The organism is Mycobacterium sp., from assembly GCF_035633495.1.
In the GTDB taxonomy this organism is placed as follows: Bacteria; Actinomycetota; Actinomycetes; order Mycobacteriales; family Mycobacteriaceae; genus Mycobacterium.
Genome location: NZ_DASQEU010000016.1, coordinates 16,481 through 38,403, shown reverse-complemented (window position 1 = coordinate 38,403; position 21,923 = coordinate 16,481). Strand labels below are relative to the sequence as shown.

The following is a 21,923-nucleotide window of genomic DNA, read 5'->3' as shown; positions in this document are numbered from 1 at the left end:
CATCTTTCGCGAACGAACGAAAGCGTGAGTCGTGTAACCGATCCGAGCACGTGTCGCCGATGACTACTCTTGCACACAAACTAGAAGGGCTAGTGAAGATGGGTCAATAGCCCGCGCATGTGCTCAACCGCATAGCGGCAGGCCGAGAATTTACATCACGTTCATCAATGCGACGCGTGCGCAACGAGAAAAGTGATCACGAAGCGCCAACTGTCCGATTTCGACTCGCGTTTGCGCTGTTCGCGTGCCAAGGTGTGCCGCCAGCACTGCCGAGCACCCGAGAGGCAGTTGACATGGATGTAACACGACGACCATCAACTGTTAACCAAGTCGCATTTCTTACGGATTCCGTGCGCAGTCGTCGGTTTCAGCTTCCCGCGGTTCACCAATTCGCGCGCATTGATAGCGTCGCCGCGGATGAGTCCATTCGTCGACGCCGCGTTTGGGGACGACCCCGGCCGATGGCCACTGCCCGCGGCGACCACCCCCGTGGAGCTTTGGCTGCGGGCGGTGGCGTCGGGCGGGCAGGGCCGGTACGGCAGCGCGTTGACCGACCTCGAATCACTCGGACGCACCCAACCCCACGGCGCCTTGGCGTCGCTCGCGTTCAGCACGCGGGCGTCGTTCCTGCGTCAACTCGGCGGGCACCGCGCCGCCAGGACGTGCGACGGCCGAGCGTGGGCCGTTGCCGATTCGGACGTCCCGGCGGGTGCCGACGCGCTGATCGGATTGGCCGCCGATGCGCTGGGCGTCGGCCGGTTCGCCCTGTCGGGCCGGTTGCTGCTCCGCGCGGAAGACCTCCTGGCCCGCGACACCTCGGGTCGTCTCGCAGTGCGGCTGGCCTGGGTCCGCGCGGAGCTGGCGATGTTCACCGGCGACGGAACGACTGCGGTGGAGCATGCGCAGGGCGCGGCCGAGTTGGCGTCGCGGTGGGGTTCCGCGCGGCACTCGACGAAATCCCAGGTCGTGCTTGCCGCTGCCCTGTGCAGCGTCGGGGACGTGGAAGCCTCCCGGCGGGTCGCCGACGCGGCACTGCAGGCTTCTGAGCGGCTGGGATTAATACCCCTGAGCTGGGCGTTGGCCTGCCTCCTCGCCGACATCGGCAGTGCCGACCTCGGCCCCTCTCGGATCGCCGCACTTCGCGACCGGTTGGCCGACGTCGTACGTCACCGAGGCGGGACGTGGACGGCGCGGTGAATCAGCGACTCACCTCGCGATCACTAGTCTCTAGCTGACACACCCGCTGAGAGGTGCCCCGTGCCCCATCCGTAACGCTGGAGATACTGCCCACGATGACAATTTCGGGAGACAGTCTCGATGGTGTCGTTGCCAGAGCGGTGAATGGCGATCGAGATGCACTCCGGGAAGTGCTGGAGACCATCCGGCCGATCGTCTTCCGGTATTGCCGGGCGAGGGTCGGGACAGCGGAACGCAGTGGTCTTTCAGCAGACGACGTGGCTCAGGAGGTGTGCTTGGCCGCCATCACGGCGCTGCCGCGCTACAAGGATCAGGGACGACCGTTCCTGGCCTTCGTCTATGGCATCGCCGCACACAAGGTTGCTGACGCTCATCGCGCTCAGGGGCGCAATCGCGCCGACGCGACCGACACGCTTCCGGACCGACCCTCACTCGAGGCAGGCCCGGAGCAGATGGCGATCGACTCCGAATCGGCCCAGCGCATGAACAAGCTGCTGGCGATCCTGCCCGAGAAACAGCGCGAGATCCTGGTCCTGCGCGTGGTCGTCGGCATGAGTGCCGAGGAGACCGCCGAGGCCGTCGGCAGCACCGCGGGCGCGGTACGCGTGGCCCAGCATCGTGCCCTGGCGCGTCTCAAGGGCGAGCTGAACGGGACGGGGCGCGCAGATGCCTGACTTCGGTCGTTGGACGTCCAGCGGTGGAGACCCGTCACTCAACGAGATCAACCGTGCCGACCGCTTCTTCGAATCCCTCGCCGCCAAGGAGCCGGTGTACTCGACCGACCCTGCGGAAGCCGAGTTGGCCTTTCTGCTCTCCGGTTGGCGCGACGACGTTCGCGACGCCCCCGTCACCGCCCCCGTCACCGCCCGCGACGCCGTCGAGGCCCTGCACGGTGGCATGGCCAGGAACCGGGGCTCCCGCAGGTCGTTCGCGGTCGTCGGATCCGTGGCCGCCGCGATGTTGTGCATCGGCGGGTTCGGCACCGCGGTGTACGGGGCCGGTCCGGGCGACGCGCTGTACGGCGTGCGGACGGCGTTGTTCGGGCAGAGCCAGGTCACCCGCGACGACCGGGTCGAACTGGCGTCGGCGCAACTGGCGCAGGTTCAGCAGCTGATCGACAACGGTCAGTGGCAGGAGGCACAGGACAAGCTCGTCGCCGTCAGCACCACGGTGCAGGACGTGGGTCAGGTCGAGCAGAAGCAGCAACTCGTCGAGCAGTGGAATGCGTTGACCTTCAAGGTGGTCGAGCAGGATCCCGCGGCGACGCTATCGCCGGGTGAGCCGTTGCCCGTCCTGCCGTCGTCGCCGTTGACCTGGCTGCCGGTGCCCGTCGTCGAAGCGACGACGACCTCCGCGTCGACGGCCACTTCGGAGACCACGGTGAGTTCGACGACGGATTCGTCCGTCCCGTCCGAGATTCTGCTGACGCCGCCGTCCGACGGGTCGACATCGCCATCTTCGACTTCGTCCACTCCTACTTCTGCGTCGTCGCCGTCCTCCTCGCCCGGATCGTCGACGCCACCCACCGCGGCGCCACCCACCGCGGTGCCGCCACCGCCGACCAGCGCAGTTACGGTGCCCCCGAGCACGACGACCACGACGACCGTCTCGCGGGAGCCGGAGGCGATACAACAGACGTCGACGTCGGTCGTTCCGCCCGTCGTTCGGTCGACGTCGACGGCAGTCGCCCCACCGCCCGCATCCTCGGCGCCACCCGCGCTCGCGCCGGTGGAGCCAACTCGGCCCGCGACCTCGACGCCGCCCGCCGAACGGCCGAGCGTCGATTCGACCACCACCACGTTGCCGCCGTCGTAGGGCGGAGCCTGGGCGCCAGCCCTCAGCAACTTCGGCACGCCGTTTCGCCCACGACACGAACTCGGCGACGTCCCCGTCGGACGCGTGGCTAGCAAACGGTGGAACGGGATCTGACGGCCGTGCGCGTGCTGGGGAGACGCAGTACGCCCTCAGCGATATCCGTCGGACTCCGTGGTCGCCTCGTTGAGCGACGCATCGGCGTAGCCGCGGCAGTAGTCCCAGGTCACATATGCGTCGGGCTCGGGGTCGTAGGCCGGCTCGTGCGGCCGAACCGTACCGTCCACCAGCAGTTGCAGAAGGTTGGCCCGCAACATGTCCCAGTCGTGATAGTGGTCCTGTTGGCATTCGTCACAGCAGACCACCAGGCCGCGAATTCCCTTGTGCGCCAACAATGCTTCATAGACCGCGAGATCGGCGAGATCGGCTTCGACGGCTACGCGTTCCTGTGGGTCCAGCGGCTGGCCCGGCTCGAGTGCGTCGAGAGCCGCCGTGGGGTCGCTCGGATCATCGGCGAAGGGGTCGGGCGGCAAACCCGGTGGCAGATGGTCACGCACGGCTCCACACTACGCAGCACGGCGGGTATCGCGCCAGCGATCCACACCGTGCATCGAGGGCATGTCGTGTGTTCCAACCACGTTGCCAATGGCGCGGGGAAGCCAAGTGTCGCGCCCGACCCCGATAGGATGGACCCTTAGTTCTGTGCCATCTGGAGGCCACACAAATGTCGATCGCTGAAAGCAGCCTGCCCATCGCCGTTCCGGTGCCAACCGGTGGGGACGATCCCACCAAGATCGCGATGCTCGGGCTCACCTTCGACGACGTCCTGCTGCTCCCTGCGGCCTCCGACGTGGTGCCCGCCAACGCCAATACGTCCAGCCGGCTCACCAAGCGGATTCGGCTGCGGGTGCCGCTCGTCAGCTCGGCGATGGACACCGTCACCGAATCGCGGATGGCCATCGCGATGGCCCGCGCCGGCGGAATGGGCGTGCTGCACCGCAACCTGCCGGTGGCCGAACAGGCCGGGCAGGTCGAGACGGTCAAGCGGTCGGAGGCGGGCATGGTCACCGACCCCGTCACGTGCTCGCCCGGCAACACGCTGGCCGAGGTCGACGCCATGTGTGCGCGGTTCCGCATCTCGGGCCTGCCCGTGGTCGACGTCAATGGGGCGTTGGTCGGGATCATCACCAACCGCGACATGCGCTTCGAAGTCGACATGAACAAGCCGGTCTCCGAAGTGATGACCAAGGCGCCGCTGATCACCGCGCAGGCGGGCGTGACGGCCGACGCGGCGCTGGGCCTGTTGCGGCGCCACAAGATCGAGAAGCTGCCGATCGTCGACGGTCACGGCAAGCTGACCGGGCTCATCACCGTCAAGGACTTCGTCAAGACCGAACAGTTTCCGTTGGCCACCAAGGACAGTGACGGCCGCCTCCTGGTCGGCGCCGCGGTCGGTGTCGGTGGCGACGCCAGGGAGCGGGCCATGACGCTGGTGGACGCCGGCGTCGACGTCGTGATCGTGGACACCGCCCACGCGCACAACCGCGGCGTGCTGGACATGGTGCACTGGGTCAAGACGGTCGCCGGTGACCGCGTCGAGGTGGTCGGCGGCAACGTCGCCACCCGTGCTGCGGCCGCCGCGCTGGTCGAGGCCGGTGCCGACGCCGTCAAGGTGGGCGTGGGCCCGGGATCCATCTGCACCACGCGTGTCGTCGCCGGGGTGGGTGCACCTCAGATCACCGCGATCCTCGAGGCCGTCGCCGCCTGCGCACCCCATGGCGTGCCCGTGATCGCCGACGGTGGTCTGCAGTATTCGGGCGACATCGCCAAGGCGCTGGCGGCCGGTGCGTCGACCGCCATGCTCGGGTCGCTCCTCGCTGGCACCGCCGAGGCGCCCGGAGACCTCATCTTCGTCAACGGCAAGCAATTCAAGAGTTACCGCGGCATGGGGTCACTGGGCGCCATGCAGGGTCGCGGCACGCAGAAGAGCTACTCCAAGGACCGCTACTTCCAGGACGACGTCTTGAGTGAGGACAAGCTGGTGCCCGAGGGCATCGAGGGCCGGGTGCCGTTCCGGGGGCCACTGTCGACCGTGATCCATCAGCTGACCGGTGGTCTGCGGGCGGCGATGGGTTACACCGGTTCCCCCACCATCGAGCACCTTCAGCAGGCGCAGTTCGTCCAGATCACCGCGGCGGGTCTGAAGGAGAGCCACCCGCACGACATCACGATGACGACTGAAGCCCCCAACTACTACGCGCGCTGAGGAGACGATCCGTCATGCGTGACATGGTCGAAATCGGCATGGGCAGAACTGCCCGCCGCACCTACGAACTCGACGACATCAACATCGTTCCTTCGCGGCGCACGCGGTCGTCGAAGGACGTGTCCACGGCATGGCAACTCGACGCCTACCGCTTCGAGATCCCGGTCGTGGCACACCCCACCGATGCCCTGGTATCGGTCGAGTTCGCCATCGAGTTGGGCCGGCTCGGTGGACTCGGGGTGCTCAACGGCGAAGGACTGATCGGCAGGCACGCCGACGTCGAGGCCAAGATCGCCCAGGTGGTGGAGGCCGCAGCCAAGGAACCCGAGCCGTCGGCGGCGATCCGTCTGCTGCAGCAGTTGCACGCGGCGCCTCTGGATCCCGATCTGCTGGGCAGCGCGGTCTCGCGCATCCGCGACGCGGGCGTCACCACCGCCGTGCGGGTCAGCCCGCAGAACGCGCAGGCCCTCACCCCCGCGCTCGTCGCGGCGGGCATCGATCTTCTCGTCATCCAGGGCACCATCATCTCTGCCGAGCGTGTCGCCCAAGACGTCGAACCGCTGAACCTCAAGACCTTCATCTCCGAGCTCGACGTGCCGGTGGTCGCAGGCGGCGTGCTCGACCACCGGACCGCACTGCACCTGATGCGGACCGGGGCGGCGGGCGTGATTGTCGGGTACGGCTCCACGTCGGGGGTGACCACCAGCGACGAGGTTCTGGGTATCAGCGTGCCGATGGCCACCGCGATCGCCGACGCCGCCGCGGCCCGCCGCGAGTACCTCGACGAGACGGGCGGCCGGTACGTCCACGTGCTCGCCGACGGTGACATCCACACCTCCGGCGAACTCGCCAAGGCCATCGCCTGCGGCGCCGACGCGGTCGTGCTCGGGACGCCGCTGGCCGCGGCCGCCGAGGCGCTCGGTGACGGCTGGTTCTGGCCGTCGGCTGCGGCCCATCCGTCGTTGCCCCGCGGCGCGCTGCTGCAGGTGGCGCTCGGCGAGCGGCCGTCGCTCGAGCAGGTCCTCGGCGGCCCGTCCGACGACCCCTTCGGCTCGCTGAACCTCGTCGGAGGGTTGCGCCGGTCCATGGCCAAGGCCGGGTACTGCGATCTGAAGGAATTTCAGAAGGTCGGCCTGACGGTCGGCGCCTGACCGGTTCGGCGCACCGAGCGAGTTTTTCTCGCATTCAGCCTGGATATCGGCCCCTTCGTCGATATCTTGAGCTCCCTTGAACATTCAGGGGGGAGCATGTCCGCATCTTCGCGTGGGTGGTTCGCACCGATTGCCACCGCAGCTGACATCCCGACGTTCTCACAGTTCGTTCAGGTGGGCCGACGCCGGGAGGTGTTTCGCACCCTTGCGCTGATGGTCGGGCTGCATCTGCTGCAGATACCGCTCTATCTCGTAGCCACCGGCCGATTGCACTCGGCGGCCGAGGTCGGGCAGGTGGTGCCCGGCCGGTTGCTTCTCGCGATCGACCTCGGCTGCATCCTGACGCGAATGTTCGTCGCGTACCGGGCATGGGGACTCGTGCGTTCTCGGCGGGCCAAGCGCGGAGTGCTCGCGTGGGCCAGGTACAGCGTCGACCTCGTCATGGTCTTCGCGCTGGTCAACTTCCTCAGTGACGTCGCGCTCTGGTTGCTGGTGGATGCGGACGGTAACTCGGGATTGACCGGCGTCGTCGGTGTCGTCCGCGGGCTCGCCTCCACGCTGAGCTTGCTCGCCTTGTGCTCCGTCCTCGTCGCGGCTTTCTGGCCGCGAGCGACCGACCCGCTGTACGACGGGAGCACCGGCGAGGCACCCATGAGGGGGGTGAAGCCAGCTGTCGAGCAGGTCGAGGTCGAAGAGCCTGCGAGCGAGCGTGTTGCGGTGGAAGAGCGAACGGCCGTCGCCTCGACTGCGAAGGAGAAGGGTGAGGACGTCGTCATCTGCTGTTCCGGTGGCGGGATCCGGGCCTCGGCATTCAGCTTGGGTGGGCTGCAGGTCCTCCAGGAGGCGAACATCTATCAGAAGGCCTCCGCCGTGATCGGGGTGAGTGGTGGCGGATACACCGCCGCCGCCCATCACGTGGTCCGGTGGAACGTGCGCAATCCCGACGTCGACGGTCCCGATGTCGATTCATCGGTCAGGGGCGATTGGCAGCTCGAACCCGACGACCTGCCTGCGTTCGCGGCGTCCAGTCCTGAACTGCACTGGCTACGTCGCCACACCCGCTATGTGCTGGACAGCGCGGGCACCCTCACCCAGGCAGTGCTCTCACTGGCCTGGGGTATCGCGGTCAACATCTTGCTGATCGCCATCGGGATCGGTGCCGCCGGCTGGCTACTTGGCTGGCTCTTCCTCTCCTCTGGTCGTCTCACGAGGGGGATCGTCGTGCCCGGCGGAGGCTCAGCGCCAGCGTTCTCCGAGTTCGGCGGGCCCTGGGGGGCCGACTGGCGCTGGGTGCCGTGGCTGTGCCTTCTGCCGTTGATCGTTGGCGTGGTCACGTTCGCCGTCGAGAAGGTGATCGACCGCTTCGGCACCGTCTGGGTGAAGCCGCGGCGGGTGATGCGCCGGGTCAGTCGATACGCCCTGATCGGCGGGGCGGCGCTGTCCGCTCTACTACTGGGTCTGCCGTGGCTCGTAGAGACGGTGGTCGAGTGGGCCGCCAGCAGCGCTTCGCTGGCTGCCTCGCTAGTGCAGCAGGCCGGCTTGGTGCCCAATGACATTTGCACGACGTTGTTGCAAGACACCGGAGCGGCGTGCGGCGCGCGGCAGAAGGACGCACTGGCGGCGGGTGCGGTGAGTTCTGCGGTGACGGCGAACTCGGTGTCGATCGCCGCCGTAGTGAGCGCGGTGCTCGCCGTCCTGGCTTCGCTGAGTGGGCAGTCACCGGCGAAAAGTGACGAGGGCAAGACGCTTTCGCGATTGTTCAACACGCTCTGGGCAAAGATCAAGGATCCGGTGATCCCCTACACGGCGGTCACCGTCATTGCCGTCGTCGCCTTGGGCACTCTAATCCGGACCGTGAGTCTGGTCGTGACCGATGGAACGACGATCGAAGATTGGCAGACCGGCCTGCTGCTAACCCTGGCCCTGATCCTGGTGCGTATCTTCACGGAACCCAACCGAACGTCCATGCACCACTTCTTCCGAGAACGGATATCCGAGGCGTTCTTCGTGCACCGGTCGTCGGCGACGAAGGTCGGCCCGATCGACTACCGCCAGCCGTTGCGATTCTCCGACGCAGGCCCCGACCCCGGCAAGGGGCCACGCTTGGTTGCGTGTGCCGTCGCGAATGTGACCGACTCCGATCTGATTCCGTCCAATCGTGGGTGCACCCCATTCGTCTTCGACGACGCACAGATGGGACTAACGGAGCGCATGTTGCCGAGCAGATACGCGCGAAGGTCAAGCGCCACCTACGAGTTCGCAGCGGACCAGAACTATCGCGACGCCACCATCCCTGCCGCGGTCGCCATGAGCGCGGCGGCCTTCTCTCCGCTCGCGGGCAGAGAGAACGTGCGCCTCGCGCCCTATCGCGTCGTTCTCGCGCTGGGCAACGCCAGGTTGGGGGTCTGGCTGCCCAACCCGATGTGGGTGGACGAGGTGACTCTGGTGCCGCGGTTGCTCGCACTGGGGCGGTACGACGAGGCGCAGAAGGCGTGGGCTGCCTTGTCGACGCCGGATCGGGACTACCTTGCGAAGACGTCAAAGGCCGTCGGCGCGATCGCCGACCGCGGCGTCCTCAAGACCCCCGACGAGGCGCCCCGTCGGCCGTCGACGTTCCACGCGGTGCGGGAGGCATTCCGTGGAGTGCTCAAGAAGCCCGGGATCTTCAGTTTGATCCTGGAGGCCTTTGGCAGCGCGTCGGTGTACGACCGGTTCCTCTACGTCACCGACGGCGGGCACTACGACAATCTGGGTCTCATCGAAGCCTTGCGTCGGCGGCCCGACCACATCTACGTGCTGGACGCATCCAACGACCCCGAGGACACGTTCCACGCCCTCGGGCAGGCGATGGCGACGGCGCAGATGGACCTCAGTTGTGAGATCACGATGGACCCGCGTCCACTGCGTCGACTCGGGGACGACCGGTCGGCGGTGGCCTGGCGCTCGGGGTCCTACCTCTATGCCGACGGCAGCGGTGGGGCGATTCATCTCGTCAAGGCCATCCTCACCAAGAACTCGCCATGGGAGATCGAGGCATACGCGTCGGCGCACATCGACTTTCCCCGGACCAGCACGGGCCGGCAGCTATATAGCGAGTTCGATTTCGAGGCCTATCGCGCCCTCGGTCACTATGGAACATCGTGCCTGCTCGAGGAGTTGCGCCTTACAACTTAGGGTCGCCTGTCTAGCTCGTTACCCGTCGGTAAGTTCATAATGTGCTGATGGATCCTGACTATGACGTCCTGATCATCGGCTCGGGTTTCGGGGGCAGCGTCAGCGCACTGCGGCTCACCGAGAAGGGCTACCGCGTAGGTGTGCTCGAGGCGGGCCGACGCTTCGAGGACGAGGACATGGCAAAGACGTCATGGAACCTGCGCAAGTTCCTCTGGATGCCGAAGCTCGGCATGTACGGCATTCAGCGCATCCACCTGCTGCGCAACTGCATGATCCTGGCGGGCGCCGGCGTCGGCGGTGGTTCGCTGAACTACGCGAACACGCTGTACGTGCCGCCGGAACCCTTCTTCGTCGACAAGCAGTGGGCCCACATCACGGACTGGCGAGCCGAGTTGATGCCGCACTACGACCAGGCGACCCGCATGCTCGGCGTCGTCACGAACCCGACCTTCACCGACGCCGACCGCATCCTCAAGGAGGTGGCCGACGACATGGGCGTCGGCGACACCTTCGTGCCGACGCCCGTCGGGGTGTTCTTCGGACCCGACGGCCAGAAGGCGCCCGGCAAGACCGTGCCCGACCCCTACTTCGGTGGCGTGGGTCCAGCGCGGACCGGTTGCATCGAATGCGGCTCCTGTATGACCGGATGCCGATACGGCGCCAAGAACACCTTGCTGAAGAACTACCTGGGCCTGGCGGAAACGGCTGGGGCAGAAGTCATTCCGATGACGACGGTCACCAGCTTCCAGCCGCGGCCCGACGGCTCCTGGGATGTGCACACGGCGCGGACCGGGCGTTGGCTTCGCAAGAAGAAGCGGACGTACACCGCGTCGACCGTGATCCTCGCGGCGGGCACGTGGGGCACACAGCAACTGCTGTTCAAGATGCGCGACACGGGCAGGCTGCCCGAACTGTCCGACAAGCTCGGCGTTCTCACCCGCACCAACTCCGAGTCGATCGTCGGGGCCGGGCGCCACGAGGTCTCGTCCGATCTGGACCTCACCCACGGGGTGGCGATCACGTCGTCGATCCACCCCACCGCAGACACCCACATCGAGCCGTGCCGCTACGGCAAGGGCTCCAATGCGATGGGGCTCCTGCAGACGCTGATGACCGACGGCTCGGGTCCCGGCGGCAGCGACGTGCCGAGGTGGAAGCAGCTCGTCACCAACGGACGAAACGACCCCAGGGGCACGATGCGACTGCTCAACCCGCGCCGGTGGAGTGAGCGCACGATGATCGCACTGGTCATGCAGCATCTGGACAACTCGATCACCACCTACACCCGACGCGGGAAGCTCGGCTTCCGCCGCATGACCAGCAAGCAAGGCCACGGCGAACCGAACCCGACGTGGATTCCCGCAGGCAATGAGGTCACGCGGCGGATCGCGAAGAAGATCGACGGCGTCGCAGGCGGCACCTGGGGTGAACTGTTCAACATCCCGCTCACCGCGCACTTCCTCGGCGGCGCGGCGATCGGCGACACCCGGGAACAGGGCGTCATCGACCCGTACCACCGGGTCCACGGGTATCCCACGTTGTCGGTGGTGGACGGTGCCGCGATCTCGGCGAACATGGGCGTCAACCCGTCGCTGTCCATCACGGCGCAGGCCGAGCGTGCGGCGTCGCTGTGGCCCAACAAGGGGGAGGTCGACCAGCGGCCCGCCCAGGGGCAGCCGTATCAGCGGCTGGCGCCGATCCCGCCCGAGCATCCGGTGGTTCCGGCCGATGCACCTGCGGCGTTGCGCCGGCTCCCGATCGAACCGGTCCGCTCGATCGGCTGATCGAAACCGATTGTTAATCCAGACGGCCGCTACGTCGGCGTCTTTGCGTCGTGTGATCGCTGGTCCGCCTTCGGTCGCCACTAGACTGTGCCAGTGGAAACGGCATCACCCCGACCCGTGTTGGTAGTCGACTTCGGCGCGCAGTACGCGCAGCTCATCGCGCGCCGCGTCCGCGAGGCGCGGGTGTACTCGGAGGTCATCCCGCACACCGCGACGGTCGACGAGATCAAGGCCAAGGATCCGGCGGCGATCGTGCTGTCCGGCGGCCCGGCCAGCGTGTATGCCGACGGCGCGCCGCAACTCGATCCGGCGCTCTTCGACCTCGACGTGCCCGTGTTCGGCATCTGCTACGGATTCCAGGCGATGGCGCAGGCGCTCGGCGGTACCGTCGCGCACACCGGCACCAGCGAGTACGGCCGTACGGACCTGAAAGTAGCTGGGGGAGAGCTTCATTCGGATCTGCCCGCAAGCCAGCCGGTGTGGATGAGCCATGGCGACGCGGTGACGGTGGCGCCCGAGGGCTTCGCCGTCGTGGCGACAAGTGCCGGTGCTCCGGTGGCGGCGTTCGAGAACCGGGCGCGCAGGCTCGCCGGTGTGCAGTACCACCCCGAGGTCATGCACTCACCGCACGGCCAGCAGGTGCTCAGCCGGTTCCTGCACGAGTTCGCCGGGATCGGTGCCACCTGGACGGCCGCCAACATCGCCGACGCGCTGGTTGAACAGGTGCGCCGGCAGATCGGTGACGGCCGGGCCCTCTGTGGGTTGTCTGGCGGGGTCGACTCGGCGGTCGCCGCGGCCCTCGTGCAGCGCGCCATCGGTGACCGGTTGACGTGTGTCTTCGTCGACCACGGGCTGCTGCGGGCAGGGGAGCGCGGCCAGGTGCAACGCGACTTCGTCGCCGCCACCGGCGCCAAGCTCGTCACCGTGGACGCCGAGGCGCGGTTCCTGGAGGCGCTGTCGGGTGTCACGAACCCCGAGGGCAAGCGCAAGATCATCGGTCGCGAGTTCATCCGCGCGTTCGAGGGCGCGGTGCGCGACGTGGTGGGCGACAGCGGATCTGACGTCGACTTCCTGGTGCAGGGCACCCTGTACCCCGACGTCGTGGAGTCCGGCGGTGGCACGGGCGCTTCCAACATCAAGAGCCACCACAATGTCGGTGGACTGCCCGACGACCTGAAGTTCAAGCTCGTCGAGCCGTTGCGCCTGCTGTTCAAGGACGAGGTCCGCGCGGTCGGCCGCGAACTCGGCCTGCCCGAGGAAATCGTTGCCCGCCAACCCTTCCCGGGCCCGGGGCTGGGCATCCGCATCGTCGGCGAGGTCACCGCAGCGCGGTTGGACACGCTGCGGCGCGCCGACGCCATCACCCGCGAGGAGCTCTCCAGCGCTGGTCTGGACAGGCAGATCTGGCAGTGCCCCGTCGTGCTGCTCGCCGACGTGCGGTCGGTGGGTGTGCAGGGCGATGGCCGCACCTACGGTCACCCAATCGTGCTGCGGCCGGTCTCCAGCGAGGATGCGATGACCGCGGACTGGACCCGCGTCCCGTACGAGGTTCTCGAGCGGATCTCGACCCGGATCACCAACGAGGTGCCCGAAGTGAACCGTGTGGTGCTCGACGTGACGAGTAAGCCACCGGGAACCATCGAGTGGGAGTGAGTCACCCCTCCGCTTCGGGGGATTCTGCCGAGTCGGCGGCCTCATCGATGAACTCGCCGAGGATCTGACTGACCACGGACTCGATGGTCGACTCGATCGAGAACGCGAGCGTGGCCGACACCGCAGCCACGGCCTGTGTGCGGAACCGCACCAGCATCGTGATCAGCTCGGCCACCTCGGTGTCCGGCGGCAGCGCGGCGCCGGGCTTGATGCGGGTGAGGACGTGCTCGACACCCGCGCGCACCAGGATGCCGCTGATCTCGTCGATGAGCGGCGCGGTCTGTTCGTGGATGTCGATGAGCTTCTCGGTGCTGACGCCGTACTGCCGGATCTCGTTGAAGGCCTCGATCAGCTTGGGCCGCCGGATCGTTGCCTCGTCGTCGTCGAGGGTGACGACGTCGAGGCCGACCAGCCGATCGAAGCCCGCGTCGTCGTCGACCAACCGCTTGGCGTCGACGACGGGCATCCGGTCGGGCTTCTCCGAGGCCCAACTGCCCGCGATCGCCGACTCCAGGCCGAGCATGTCGCCGAGGTTCTTGCCCTGCTCCCAGGCGCTGAGCATTTCGTGCACGTGGGCGATGTTGTAGCCGCGGTCGAGCATCGAGGTGATCAGACGCAGCCGAGTCAGGTGAGTGTCGTTGAACAGCGCGATGCGGCCGACCCGCAGCGGCGGATGCAGCAGGCCGCGATCCCGATAGACGCGGATGTTGCGCGTGGTCGTGCCCGCCAGCCGCGCAAGCTCCTCGATCCGATACTCACCGGACGCTTCCACGCCGTGGGGTTGCACGGCCGCGTCGAACAGTTGCGACACCGCGTTCTCGATGACGTCGCGAGAACCGCGCCGGATCTGCCTCGGCGCACGACGCAGCCCGGTGAGGATCGTCGAGATCGCGCCCGCCTGTTGCCGTGGCTGCTTGGCCGGCGGCATCTCAGGCCGACGACGTCATACCGACGACTGCGGGCGCGTGGCGTGCCACGGCGTCATAGTCTCCGAACCGGAAGTCACGCATCTGTCGAAGATACTGCGTCGCGAACCCCGGGTACATCGAGGCGTTGAAACCGTCGGCCGTCAGGTACCAACTGTTGCAACCGCTCATCCACGTGGTCTTGGTCAGCCGCTTCTGAAGCTGCTCGTTGTGGCGCCGCTGAACGTCGGCGCGGACGTCGAGGTACCGCAGGTCGCCGCGCAGGATCGTGGTGATGCCCGAGACGGCGTAGTCGATCTGGCCCTCCACGAACACCAACAGCGAGTTGTGCCCCGGCCCGGAGTTGGGTCCCGTCATGAAGAACAGATTGGGGTAACCGCTGGCGTTGATGCTCTTGTAAGCCTTTGCGCCGCGGGTCCATTCGTCGGCGAGTGACCTGCCCCCGAGTCCGGTGACCGAGTACGGCGGACCGGTCAGGTGCACGTCGTATCCGGTGGCGAACACGACGCAGTCCAGGTGATGCTCGACGCCGTCGCTGGTGCGGATGCCGGCCGGGCTCATGGTCGCGATCGGCCAGTCGATGAGTTTGCAGTTGTCGCGTTGCAACGCCGGGTAGTAGTCGCTGGACACCAGCATCCGCTTGCAGCCGGGGGTGAAGTCCGGCGTCAGCTGCCTGCGCAGCCATGGATCCTTCACCTGTCGCCGCAGATGCGCCTTGCCCAACCGGGCGACCAGAGAGCTCAGCGGCGACTTCCACACCAGTGCCGTGGCGCTGGCCTCATGCCCCCAGAACAATGCCTGGAGGGCAAGCCGTTGCGCCGCCGGAACTTTCGCGAACAGCTCCTGCGCGCGTCCCGGGGTGGCCACGTCGAGCCGGGGGATCACCCATCCCGGCGTGCGCTGGAAGACCTTGACGAAGGCTGCTTGCTTGACCAACTCCGGCACGATCTGCACGGCGCTGGCACCGGTGCCGATCACCGCGATCCGCTTGCCGGTGAAGTCGTAGTCGTGATCCCAGCGTGCGCTGTGGATCTTGTGACCCTCGTAGGTCTCGAGCCCGCGGACGTCGGGCCACTCGTGGTCGGGCAGTGGACCGGAGGCCAGCACGACGGTGCGCGCGCGGTAGCGCTCGCGACCGGTGGTGGAGACGTTCCAGACGCCCTCGGTCTCGTCGAACTCCAGACCGTTGACCTCGACGCCGAACTGGATATGGCGCCTCAGGTCGAAGCGATCCACCATGTCCTCGATGTGCTGACGAATCTCGCCTGCCGGGGAGTAGGCACGCGACCAGGTGGGGTTCGCGACGAACGAGAACGAGTACAGCAGCGACGGGATATCGCATGCCGCGCCGGGATACGTGCTATCTCGCCAGGTGCCGCCGACGCGCTGGTCGCGTTCGACGATGACGATGTCGATGTCGTCGACCCCGGCCTGGGTCAGCTTGATGGCCGCGCCAATGCCGGTGAACCCGGCGCCGACGATGAGGGTGTCGTAGACGTGCATGTCAGGCCGCCGGTTCGTAGGTGAGTTCCTTGAACCAGCTGGGGATCGGGCTGACCAGCCGGCTCGGGTAGCGGTCGGACAGCCAGACCATCGAGTTGGCGAGATAGTGGTAGGGGTTTTTCGGGTTGACCACCATCCTGGCGTGCAACTTCAGGAGCTGATACGTGGGCACCCGGCGGGTGAACTCGGCACGCTCGCCCAGTTGCTTGAAGCGCTTCATGGCGTTGTAGAGGCGCTCGGGCTCGAGGCCCATCTCGACGATGTTGTTGCGCATCCGATTGAGCAGGGGCGCGTACATTAGCGCGCCGAGGATCACCCCGGGGGAGGCGACATTGCCGACGAACTGGATCGCCAACCGGCGCGGGGTCGCATTGCCGATCATGTTGAGCACGTCGAAATCGACTGCGATATGGCGTGATTCGTCGTTGTTGATCTTCTCGAAGACTCGATGGCACACCGGGTCGTGGACCTCTTCGAGCAAGAACTTGAGCAGCGCCCCGTCGAGTGCCACCTCGAGCATCGGGATGACGGTGCCCAGAATCGACAGCGACATGTCGTCGGAGTACTTGTCCAGCCACTGGATGGCCAGCCGGATGTTGATGTTCGGTTCGGGCATCTCACCGTCCTCGAGCATGGCCCAGCGCTTCATCAGCGCCAGTTCGGCGTTCGCGTGCCGCTGCTCTTCGGCGTGGAAGTAGCGGTAGATCTCGGCGAGCGTCGGTGTCGGCGCCTTCTTGGCCAGCGCGGCGAACCCGCGGGCACCGACGTTCTCGATCCAGCACAGGTCCGCCATGAACGCCTTGAGCTTGGGCCGGAACTCGTCGCTGATGGTCTCGGCACCCGGGGCGTCCCAGTCGATGTCGGCCAGCGCCCACTGGCGGTCCTTGATCTTCGCGAGCATGGCATCCATGTCGATACCTCTCTTGGTGGCCATGACTATCTCCTATTGAGTGACGCGATTGGTCAGGCCGGCGGCACGGGTGTAGACCGTCGGGGTGAAACGCTTGATGCCCCAGCTGATTCTGGCGTCGGGTTGGGGCATGCAGTACAGGCCGCCACGATCGTTGGTGTCCAGGCAGGTGCGCGCCACGCGTTCCGGCGAGAATCCGGTCCAGCGCATCAGCCGGTCGGCAAGCTGCGTCGAACGGGCCGAGATGCGTCCGGATTCCACGATGTTCGTCTTGACGAAGGTGGGGCACAGCACGGTGACGTTGATTCCGGTGCCGGACAGTTCGGCGGCCAGCGTCTCAGACAGCGAGAGCACGCCCGCCTTGCTGACGTTGTAGGCGGCCATACCGGGTGCGGCGCCGAACGCCGCGGCCGACGCGACGTTGATGATCCCGCCCGGTCGGCCGGCGTCGCGCAGGATCGGCGTGAACACGTGGCAGCCGTTGATCGGGCCCCACAGGTTGATGCCGAGAACCCAGTTCCAGTCGTCGAGGTCGATGTCGCCGATGGGAGCGCCACCCGCGCCGACGCCGGCGTTGTTGATCATCAGCGTCGGTGGACCGTCGAGCCGGGACTGCGCTTCCTTGGCCAGCTGTTGGACGTCATCGATCTGCGAGACGTCGCAGCGGACGGAGGTGGCCTGACCGCCGGCGGCCACGATGGCATCGGCGGTGGCACGCGACGACCCCTCGTCGACGTCGCTGCACACGACCCGGCCGCCACGACGGGCCAGCTCGGTGGCGAACGCGGCCCCGATGCCGCTGCCTGCGCCAGTGATGACGGCCGCCGCACCGTGGCTGCGCCTGGGTGAGGATCTGAAGAGGTTCATCCGGCTGCCCGCTCGATTCCATTGGCCTGCAACGACTCCGCGATGAACGCGGCGACCCGTCGCATGGCAGGCGCGGCATCGGGTGCGAGTCGCGGCAACGCCTGGAAGACGTGGACCTGGTCGGGCCAGACCTGCAGTTCGCAATCACCGCCCGCCGCGTGAATGTCGGCGGCCAGGCTTCGAGCGTCCCCGACCAGCATCTCGCCACCGCCGGCCTGGACCAGGGTCGGAGGCAGCCTGCGACCGCCCGCGACGTCGAGGGTGAGCCGTGGATGCGTGAGATCCGTTCCCGCGCAGTACAAGCCAACGATCTTCGCAGCGTCGACGGCGCGGATCGCAGGGCCGCGGCGAAGTTCCTCACGGGTGCGCACGAGTCCGAACGTCAGGTCGACCAACGGGGACAACAGTGTCAGTCCAGCCGGGTGGTCGACGTCGGGCTGCAACAACAGGTCGACGGCAAGGTGTCCGCCCGCCGAGTCGCCTGCGATGGCGATTCGGTCGGGAGCGAACCCTTCTCGCGGCACAGCCAGTCCCAACCCGAGCGGACGTCGACGGCGGCGGTGGGGAATCGGTGGCGCGGAGCCAGTCGGTACTCGACGCAGAACACGGGAAGTCCGGTCAGGCGGGACAACCACGCGGTCAGCCTGCGGTGGGTGCGCGGTGAGCACAGGGCGAATCCACTGCCGTGCAGGAAGTAGATGCACTGATCAGTGGTGGTCACGCCGGCGCCACGCACCCATTCACCGACGAGGCGCCTGCCGTCTCGGAGGCAGACGTCGACCTTCTCGACCTCGGTACCCGCCAGGGAAGGGCCGAAGGAGTCCATGATCCGCGAGACGATTCGGCGCGAGGTCCACAATCCCCACGCCCGCTCGGGCGGCAGCACCGCGCTGATCTGTCGCAGGGTCAGTCCGCTCACCGCGGCTGCGCCGCGCGATCGCCTCGATCCTCGTGTGGGCATCGTGTCGGTCGTCACAACCGGAGTACAGCAGCAATTGGTGACATTTGTCAATGTCAACATTGTGTCGTGCAAGTTCCATCTCACACCGACGAACTACCGCCGCCGAACCTGGGGGCTCAGCGCAGCGGGTCGCCGCGCCAGCTGAAGCTGTTGACGTACTTGCCCATGTCCAGCGCAAGTTGGAGGTTGGCTGCCGAGGGTTTGCCCGAACCGAAGTCCGGCCCAAAGGCGTGGTACGGACCCACCGCGCCGGCCACCAGCGCAAGATCGTTCTTCAAGGCCACCATCACCACCACCCGCATCCGGGTGTAGCTCGCGTTGGATCCCTGGGGCCAGCAGTCGGCGACCAGGCCGTACCCCGGTTGATAGCCGACCATGGCATTCGGGATCTCGTAGGCCATCTTGTTGTCGGGGAAGGTCTCGTTGACGAGTTGGTGGGCGATCTGCTGCGGGGTGCGACCGGCGGCGGGCTGGCTGAAGAGTCGCATGGTGCCGCCGTCGCCGGCGAGCAGGTCGGCAGTGATTCCGCGGTCGCCCGGGGTGACCTTGTATGCCGACCCCTCGGCTGGATAGGCGACCGAGAACGTCCCGTCGGGGGCAGTGAAGCGTGGGTTGATGGTGACGGGTCGGCCCATCGGTGGCCGCCCGCAATCGGGCGGGCAGACGTACCTTGCCGACGGTTTCTCGATGGCGCCGGACAGTGCGACCAGGCCTGCCGCGACGAGGCCGATGGCGGCCACCCAGACGATGAGCAGCCTGCGGTGCGAGGTCTTGGGAAGCGCAGGCGCGGTATAGGTTCCGGCCTGCGTCGAGTAGCCGGGGAGAACCGTCGTCACTGCTCTTCCGTCCCCGGTTCGGGGCCCGTCTCGACGCGCACCGGCCGGCTGTCCCGTCGGGCCTTCCGCGACGATCGGGAGGATGCCCGGGTGGCCGCGCCGCAGGCAGCGCAGAACGCCATGTCGGGGACGACGTGACCGCACTGCGTACACAGGAGGGGTTCATCCGAGAGGATCTCGTCGTGCGCCTCGTGCAGCAGCGCCATCTGCAGGCCGATTCGCAAGGCGAGCACGGCGACGGCAGACACGGCGAGATGCAGTGCCAACTGCAGGATTTGGGGGAATCGTGCCACGTCGACCAGGCCCAGTAGGGCGTACATCGTCAAGACCACGAGCGTGAACACGGTCAAGGCGATGCGCACGTAGTTGCGGTGCTGTTCCTTCTTGTTCGCCGGTCTTGCGAACCATAACGCGGTGCCGATGAGGCCGCCCACCGCGGCCGCCATCAGTGGCACCGCGATACCGCGGATGCCGGCCTCGACCATCAAGCCGCTCATCGGCCTGGCCTTGGCGATCATGCCACCGGCGAATTGCGGGGCCAGTCGCGTCATTTGCGCTGCGGCCGTGAACATCAGCGCGCCGAGTGCGCCGATGGCGAAGCCGTCGAGGGATTCCCGTTGCCCCGGGCGTATCAATCGCACCACTACCGCGGGGGCGAGCATGAGCAGCAAGTTGGCTACGGGTATGCCAAGACCGTCACGAAGAATCCGGGATCCGGCGATGCCTGCGCCCAATCCCACGTCGTAGGCCTGCGCGACCACCGCTCCAGTCAGAAGCACCCACCCGACGCCGAGACCGATGCCCAACCCGGCAGTCGCCACCAGGGTGCCGGTCGGGACGTCGTCGAAGACGTCGGACTCCTGAAGATAGATGAGGAAGAGCAGAGGCAGTCCAAGCGCGGCGACGGTGATGAGTGCGGCGGGCAGACGGGACAGGGTGGCGGCCAACAGTGCGGCTAACAGCACGCCCAGTCCTAGCAGGAACGGCATGCGCGAACTGGGGGACAGGCGTGGAAAGAGCGAACTTACGATGTTCGGTCTCAGCAGATGTTCACCGGGTGATGCGCTGTAGGCCTTGATGCGCAGCCAGCCCGGGCCCGAGATGCCGTGTTCCTTCAGCGTGAGGCCGCAAAGGCCGCAGAACTCGCCTTCTGGCACCTCGGTCTGGCACACCGGGCACTCGACCATGCCGGGCGTGACACCGTCTGTTTCCGACTCCGTGCTCATTGGGTGATCCTCTGGAGAGTGAGCAGGTTGCGGGCGAGGTTGTCGACGTCCGGGGTGCCGAGTCCGCTGACCAGGTCGTAGCCCGGTCCCGCGATGTCGACCGCATTTCCGCCGAGGGTGACGTCGCGGAACGCGGGTAGCGGTGCACCCTCGGCGATTTGGTACAGCAGGGGATTGATGTCACCGATCTCGCTGCCGCCGTTGGCCTTCAGGAACTGAGTCATCACCGCGGCCAGCCCCGCCCAGATGGGTGCCGACTGCGACGTTCCGCCGCCGACCACGTTGTCGCCGTTGAGCACGATCTTCACCCCGGTGAACGGGTCGGCGACGGCGGAGATGTCGGGGGTCAGCCGCTTGCCCGTATTGCGATCGGCGGGAATCTGTCCCGACGCGACGCGCTGCCACGGCGGCAGGTCGAAGAGTGTCGACACCCCGCCGCCGGTGCCCTGAGAGAGGGGGACGTCGAACCACGCCTGCTCGGCCAGCCACCGGCCCTGGGCATCGGTGGACAGGGTGGTGCCACCGACGCTGGTCATCTCGGGAAGGGAGGCAATGGAATCCAGCCCGACGTCGGACGGTCCGGGCGGGGAGTCCCAGTCGTCGCCACCCTTGCACTCGAGGCCGGCGAGGTCCCCACTGGCGTTGAAAGCCGTGGTGCCGTGGGTGTGGGCGGTGGCAAGCGCGGAGCGAACCGGTGCCAGATCCGCTGCGGTGAGCAGCTTGTCGCAACCCCAGCCGATCGACAGGCTCCAGATTGCGCCGGGGAACTGACGGTCGGTGTCCTCCAGCATCTGGCCGATCTTCTGGAAGGCGCCATCGCCCTCGACGGTCGGACGGGCGTTGACGACGACCTTCTGGGCATCCGGCGCAATCGCGTGTGCGACTTCGAGATCCATCGTGGTCTCGCCATAGGGTTCGGGCAATTGGTCGCCGACGACGGTCGGAGTGAACGCTGGAAGTGCGTTCATGGTGGCGAAGGCGTCGAGGTCGGACTGGGCGAAGCCGTTGAACGCGAAGATCACGATCGTGGTGCCCTTGCCCGTGAAGCCGCTGCGTGCCATGCCCGCCGCGTTGTACGTGTTGAGCAGTGCGGTGGGCGTCAGCCCGCGATCGGGCACGTCCAACGGCAGGATGTCCGGCCGCGACGTGTGATGCGGTGTGTAACTGAGGATTCGGCCCAGCTGATTGACCTCGTCACGCAGTGTCGGAGGTACCTCCGGCTGTTGCGGTGACGCGTAGAACTCTTGACCGCGCTGGCCGCGATAGTCGTGTACCTCGACGCGGAAGGCATCCGCCACGTGGTCGGGCGTGCCCTTCACTACGGCCCAGCCGTCGCTGGCACGCCACTGCACGGACAGACCGTGTTGGCTCGCCCAGCCGATCAACCCATCGGGACGACGGTGGTCGTTCAGCATTGCCGTGAGCTGGACGTGATCGCGGCGCGCCGGACCGAGATCGGTTGAGGCAGCCAGCAATGAGGCGAATGGACCCTCGATGAGGTCGGGCGTTCCGGCGCTCGGCGTGATCCGCAGATCCGAGGCGAGCGCCAGTACGCCAACCAAGATGACGGGCAGCAACCACGGCCAGACGCTCGTGCGCCTGGTCCGTGACGCTGTCACAGTCGGTGACGGCATGGTGTCGTCGTTAAACGGTCCCG

General features: G+C 67.0%; 16 protein-coding genes and 1 pseudogene. 8 read left to right on the top strand and 9 right to left on the bottom strand.

Annotated elements, in window-relative coordinates; genetic code table 11:
• Positions 1-417 precede the first annotated feature (417 nt).
• The 3 genes from VET27_RS02945 (at position 418) to VET27_RS02935 (ending at position 3,012) form a co-directional block, all read left to right on the top strand.
• Positions 418-1,197, top strand: coding sequence for a hypothetical protein (locus VET27_RS02945; RefSeq protein ID WP_526514972.1), 780 nt, complete (start codon positions 418-420; stop codon positions 1,195-1,197).
• A gap of 95 nt (positions 1,198-1,292) precedes the next feature.
• Complete coding sequence (locus VET27_RS02940) at positions 1,293-1,871, top strand: RNA polymerase sigma factor (RefSeq protein ID WP_526514970.1); 579 nt, start codon at positions 1,293-1,295, stop codon at positions 1,869-1,871.
• On the top strand, positions 1,864-3,012 hold the full coding sequence (locus VET27_RS02935; RefSeq protein ID WP_526514968.1) for an anti-sigma-D factor RsdA: 1,149 nt from the start codon (positions 1,864-1,866) through the stop codon (positions 3,010-3,012). Before VET27_RS02940 ends, VET27_RS02935 begins: the two co-directional genes overlap by 8 nt.
• Before the next feature lie 149 nt (positions 3,013-3,161).
• Here the strand turns inward: VET27_RS02935 and VET27_RS02930 are convergent, their stop codons facing one another.
• On the bottom strand, positions 3,162-3,566 hold the full coding sequence (locus VET27_RS02930) for a DUF5319 family protein (protein ID WP_526514966.1): 405 nt from the start codon (positions 3,564-3,566) through the stop codon (positions 3,162-3,164).
• A gap of 167 nt (positions 3,567-3,733) precedes the next feature.
• Between VET27_RS02930 and guaB the strand changes: the two genes are divergently transcribed.
• The 5 genes from guaB (at position 3,734) to guaA (ending at position 13,037) form a co-directional block, all read left to right on the top strand.
• Entirely contained in the window at positions 3,734-5,275 is a 1,542-nt protein-coding gene (guaB, locus tag VET27_RS02925; protein ID WP_526514964.1) for an IMP dehydrogenase, read from the top strand.
• Between the two features lie 23 nt (positions 5,276-5,298).
• Positions 5,299-6,426: a GuaB3 family IMP dehydrogenase-related protein gene (locus VET27_RS02920; protein ID WP_526515141.1), complete on the top strand. Its 1,128-nt coding sequence runs from the start codon at positions 5,299-5,301 to the stop codon at positions 6,424-6,426.
• 96 nt (positions 6,427-6,522) lie between these two features.
• Positions 6,523-9,600, top strand: coding sequence for a hypothetical protein (locus VET27_RS02915; protein ID WP_526514962.1), 3,078 nt, complete (start codon positions 6,523-6,525; stop codon positions 9,598-9,600).
• A 47-nt stretch (positions 9,601-9,647) separates the two neighbouring features.
• Positions 9,648-11,384: a GMC oxidoreductase gene (locus VET27_RS02910; protein WP_526514960.1), complete on the top strand. Its 1,737-nt coding sequence runs from the start codon at positions 9,648-9,650 to the stop codon at positions 11,382-11,384.
• Between the two features lie 93 nt (positions 11,385-11,477).
• Positions 11,478-13,037 carry a glutamine-hydrolyzing GMP synthase gene (guaA, locus tag VET27_RS02905; RefSeq protein ID WP_526514958.1) on the top strand — a complete coding sequence of 520 codons (1,560 nt, stop codon included), beginning with the start codon at positions 11,478-11,480 and terminating at the stop codon, positions 13,035-13,037.
• Position 13,038: 1 nt separating this feature from the next.
• On the opposite strand, the gene VET27_RS02900 is transcribed toward guaA, so the two are convergent.
• The 8 genes and pseudogenes from VET27_RS02900 to VET27_RS02865 all read right to left on the bottom strand — a co-directional run bounded on the left by VET27_RS02900 (position 13,039) and on the right by VET27_RS02865 (position 21,900).
• On the bottom strand, positions 13,039-13,965 hold the full coding sequence (locus tag VET27_RS02900; protein WP_526514955.1) for a MerR family transcriptional regulator: 927 nt from the start codon (positions 13,963-13,965) through the stop codon (positions 13,039-13,041).
• A gap of 1 nt (position 13,966) precedes the next feature.
• Positions 13,967-15,466 (bottom strand): flavin-containing monooxygenase, encoded by a 1,500-nt coding sequence (locus tag VET27_RS02895; protein ID WP_526514953.1) that lies wholly within the window; start codon positions 15,464-15,466, stop codon positions 13,967-13,969.
• A gap of 1 nt (position 15,467) precedes the next feature.
• Positions 15,468-16,400, bottom strand: a complete 933-nt coding sequence (locus tag VET27_RS02890) for a ferritin-like domain-containing protein (protein WP_526514951.1) — start codon at positions 16,398-16,400, stop codon at positions 15,468-15,470.
• A gap of 9 nt (positions 16,401-16,409) precedes the next feature.
• Entirely contained in the window at positions 16,410-17,243 is an 834-nt protein-coding gene (locus VET27_RS02885) for an SDR family NAD(P)-dependent oxidoreductase (protein WP_526514949.1), read from the bottom strand.
• A pseudogene (locus VET27_RS02880) lies at positions 17,240-18,204 on the bottom strand (alpha/beta hydrolase). The gene VET27_RS02885 and the pseudogene VET27_RS02880 overlap by 4 nt, the downstream one beginning before the upstream one ends.
• Before the next feature lie 116 nt (positions 18,205-18,320).
• Positions 18,321-19,040 carry a hypothetical protein gene (locus VET27_RS02875; RefSeq protein WP_526514947.1) on the bottom strand — a complete coding sequence of 240 codons (720 nt, stop codon included), beginning with the start codon at positions 19,038-19,040 and terminating at the stop codon, positions 18,321-18,323.
• Positions 19,037-20,266: a zinc ribbon domain-containing protein gene (locus tag VET27_RS02870; protein WP_526514945.1), complete on the bottom strand. Its 1,230-nt coding sequence runs from the start codon at positions 20,264-20,266 to the stop codon at positions 19,037-19,039. The genes VET27_RS02875 and VET27_RS02870 overlap by 4 nt, the downstream gene beginning before the upstream one ends.
• On the bottom strand, positions 20,263-21,900 hold the full coding sequence (locus VET27_RS02865) for a S53 family peptidase (protein WP_526514943.1): 1,638 nt from the start codon (positions 21,898-21,900) through the stop codon (positions 20,263-20,265). The genes VET27_RS02870 and VET27_RS02865 overlap by 4 nt, the downstream gene beginning before the upstream one ends.
• Positions 21,901-21,923: the final 23 nt, after the last annotated feature.

Bases quoted from the DNA above. Each gene is read 5' to 3' on its own strand.
- VET27_RS02945 (WP_526514972.1), top strand. From the start codon at position 418: ATGAGTCCATTCGTCGACGCCGCGTTTGGGGACGACCCCGGCCGATGG.
- VET27_RS02940 (WP_526514970.1), top strand. From the start codon at position 1,293: ATGACAATTTCGGGAGACAGTCTCGATGGTGTCGTTGCCAGAGCGGTG.
- VET27_RS02935 (WP_526514968.1), top strand. From the start codon at position 1,864: ATGCCTGACTTCGGTCGTTGGACGTCCAGCGGTGGAGACCCGTCACTC.
- guaB (WP_526514964.1), top strand. From the start codon at position 3,734: ATGTCGATCGCTGAAAGCAGCCTGCCCATCGCCGTTCCGGTGCCAACC.
- VET27_RS02920 (WP_526515141.1), top strand. From the start codon at position 5,299: ATGGTCGAAATCGGCATGGGCAGAACTGCCCGCCGCACCTACGAACTC.
- VET27_RS02915 (WP_526514962.1), top strand. From the start codon at position 6,523: ATGTCCGCATCTTCGCGTGGGTGGTTCGCACCGATTGCCACCGCAGCT.
- VET27_RS02910 (WP_526514960.1), top strand. From the start codon at position 9,648: ATGGATCCTGACTATGACGTCCTGATCATCGGCTCGGGTTTCGGGGGC.
- VET27_RS02900 (WP_526514955.1), bottom strand. From the start codon at position 13,965: ATGCCGCCGGCCAAGCAGCCACGGCAACAGGCGGGCGCGATCTCGACG.
- VET27_RS02895 (WP_526514953.1), bottom strand. From the start codon at position 15,466: ATGCACGTCTACGACACCCTCATCGTCGGCGCCGGGTTCACCGGCATT.
- VET27_RS02890 (WP_526514951.1), bottom strand. From the start codon at position 16,400: ATGGCCACCAAGAGAGGTATCGACATGGATGCCATGCTCGCGAAGATC.
- VET27_RS02885 (WP_526514949.1), bottom strand. From the start codon at position 17,243: ATGAACCTCTTCAGATCCTCACCCAGGCGCAGCCACGGTGCGGCGGCC.
- VET27_RS02870 (WP_526514945.1), bottom strand. From the start codon at position 20,266: ATGAGCACGGAGTCGGAAACAGACGGTGTCACGCCCGGCATGGTCGAG.
- VET27_RS02865 (WP_526514943.1), bottom strand. From the start codon at position 21,900: ATGCCGTCACCGACTGTGACAGCGTCACGGACCAGGCGCACGAGCGTC.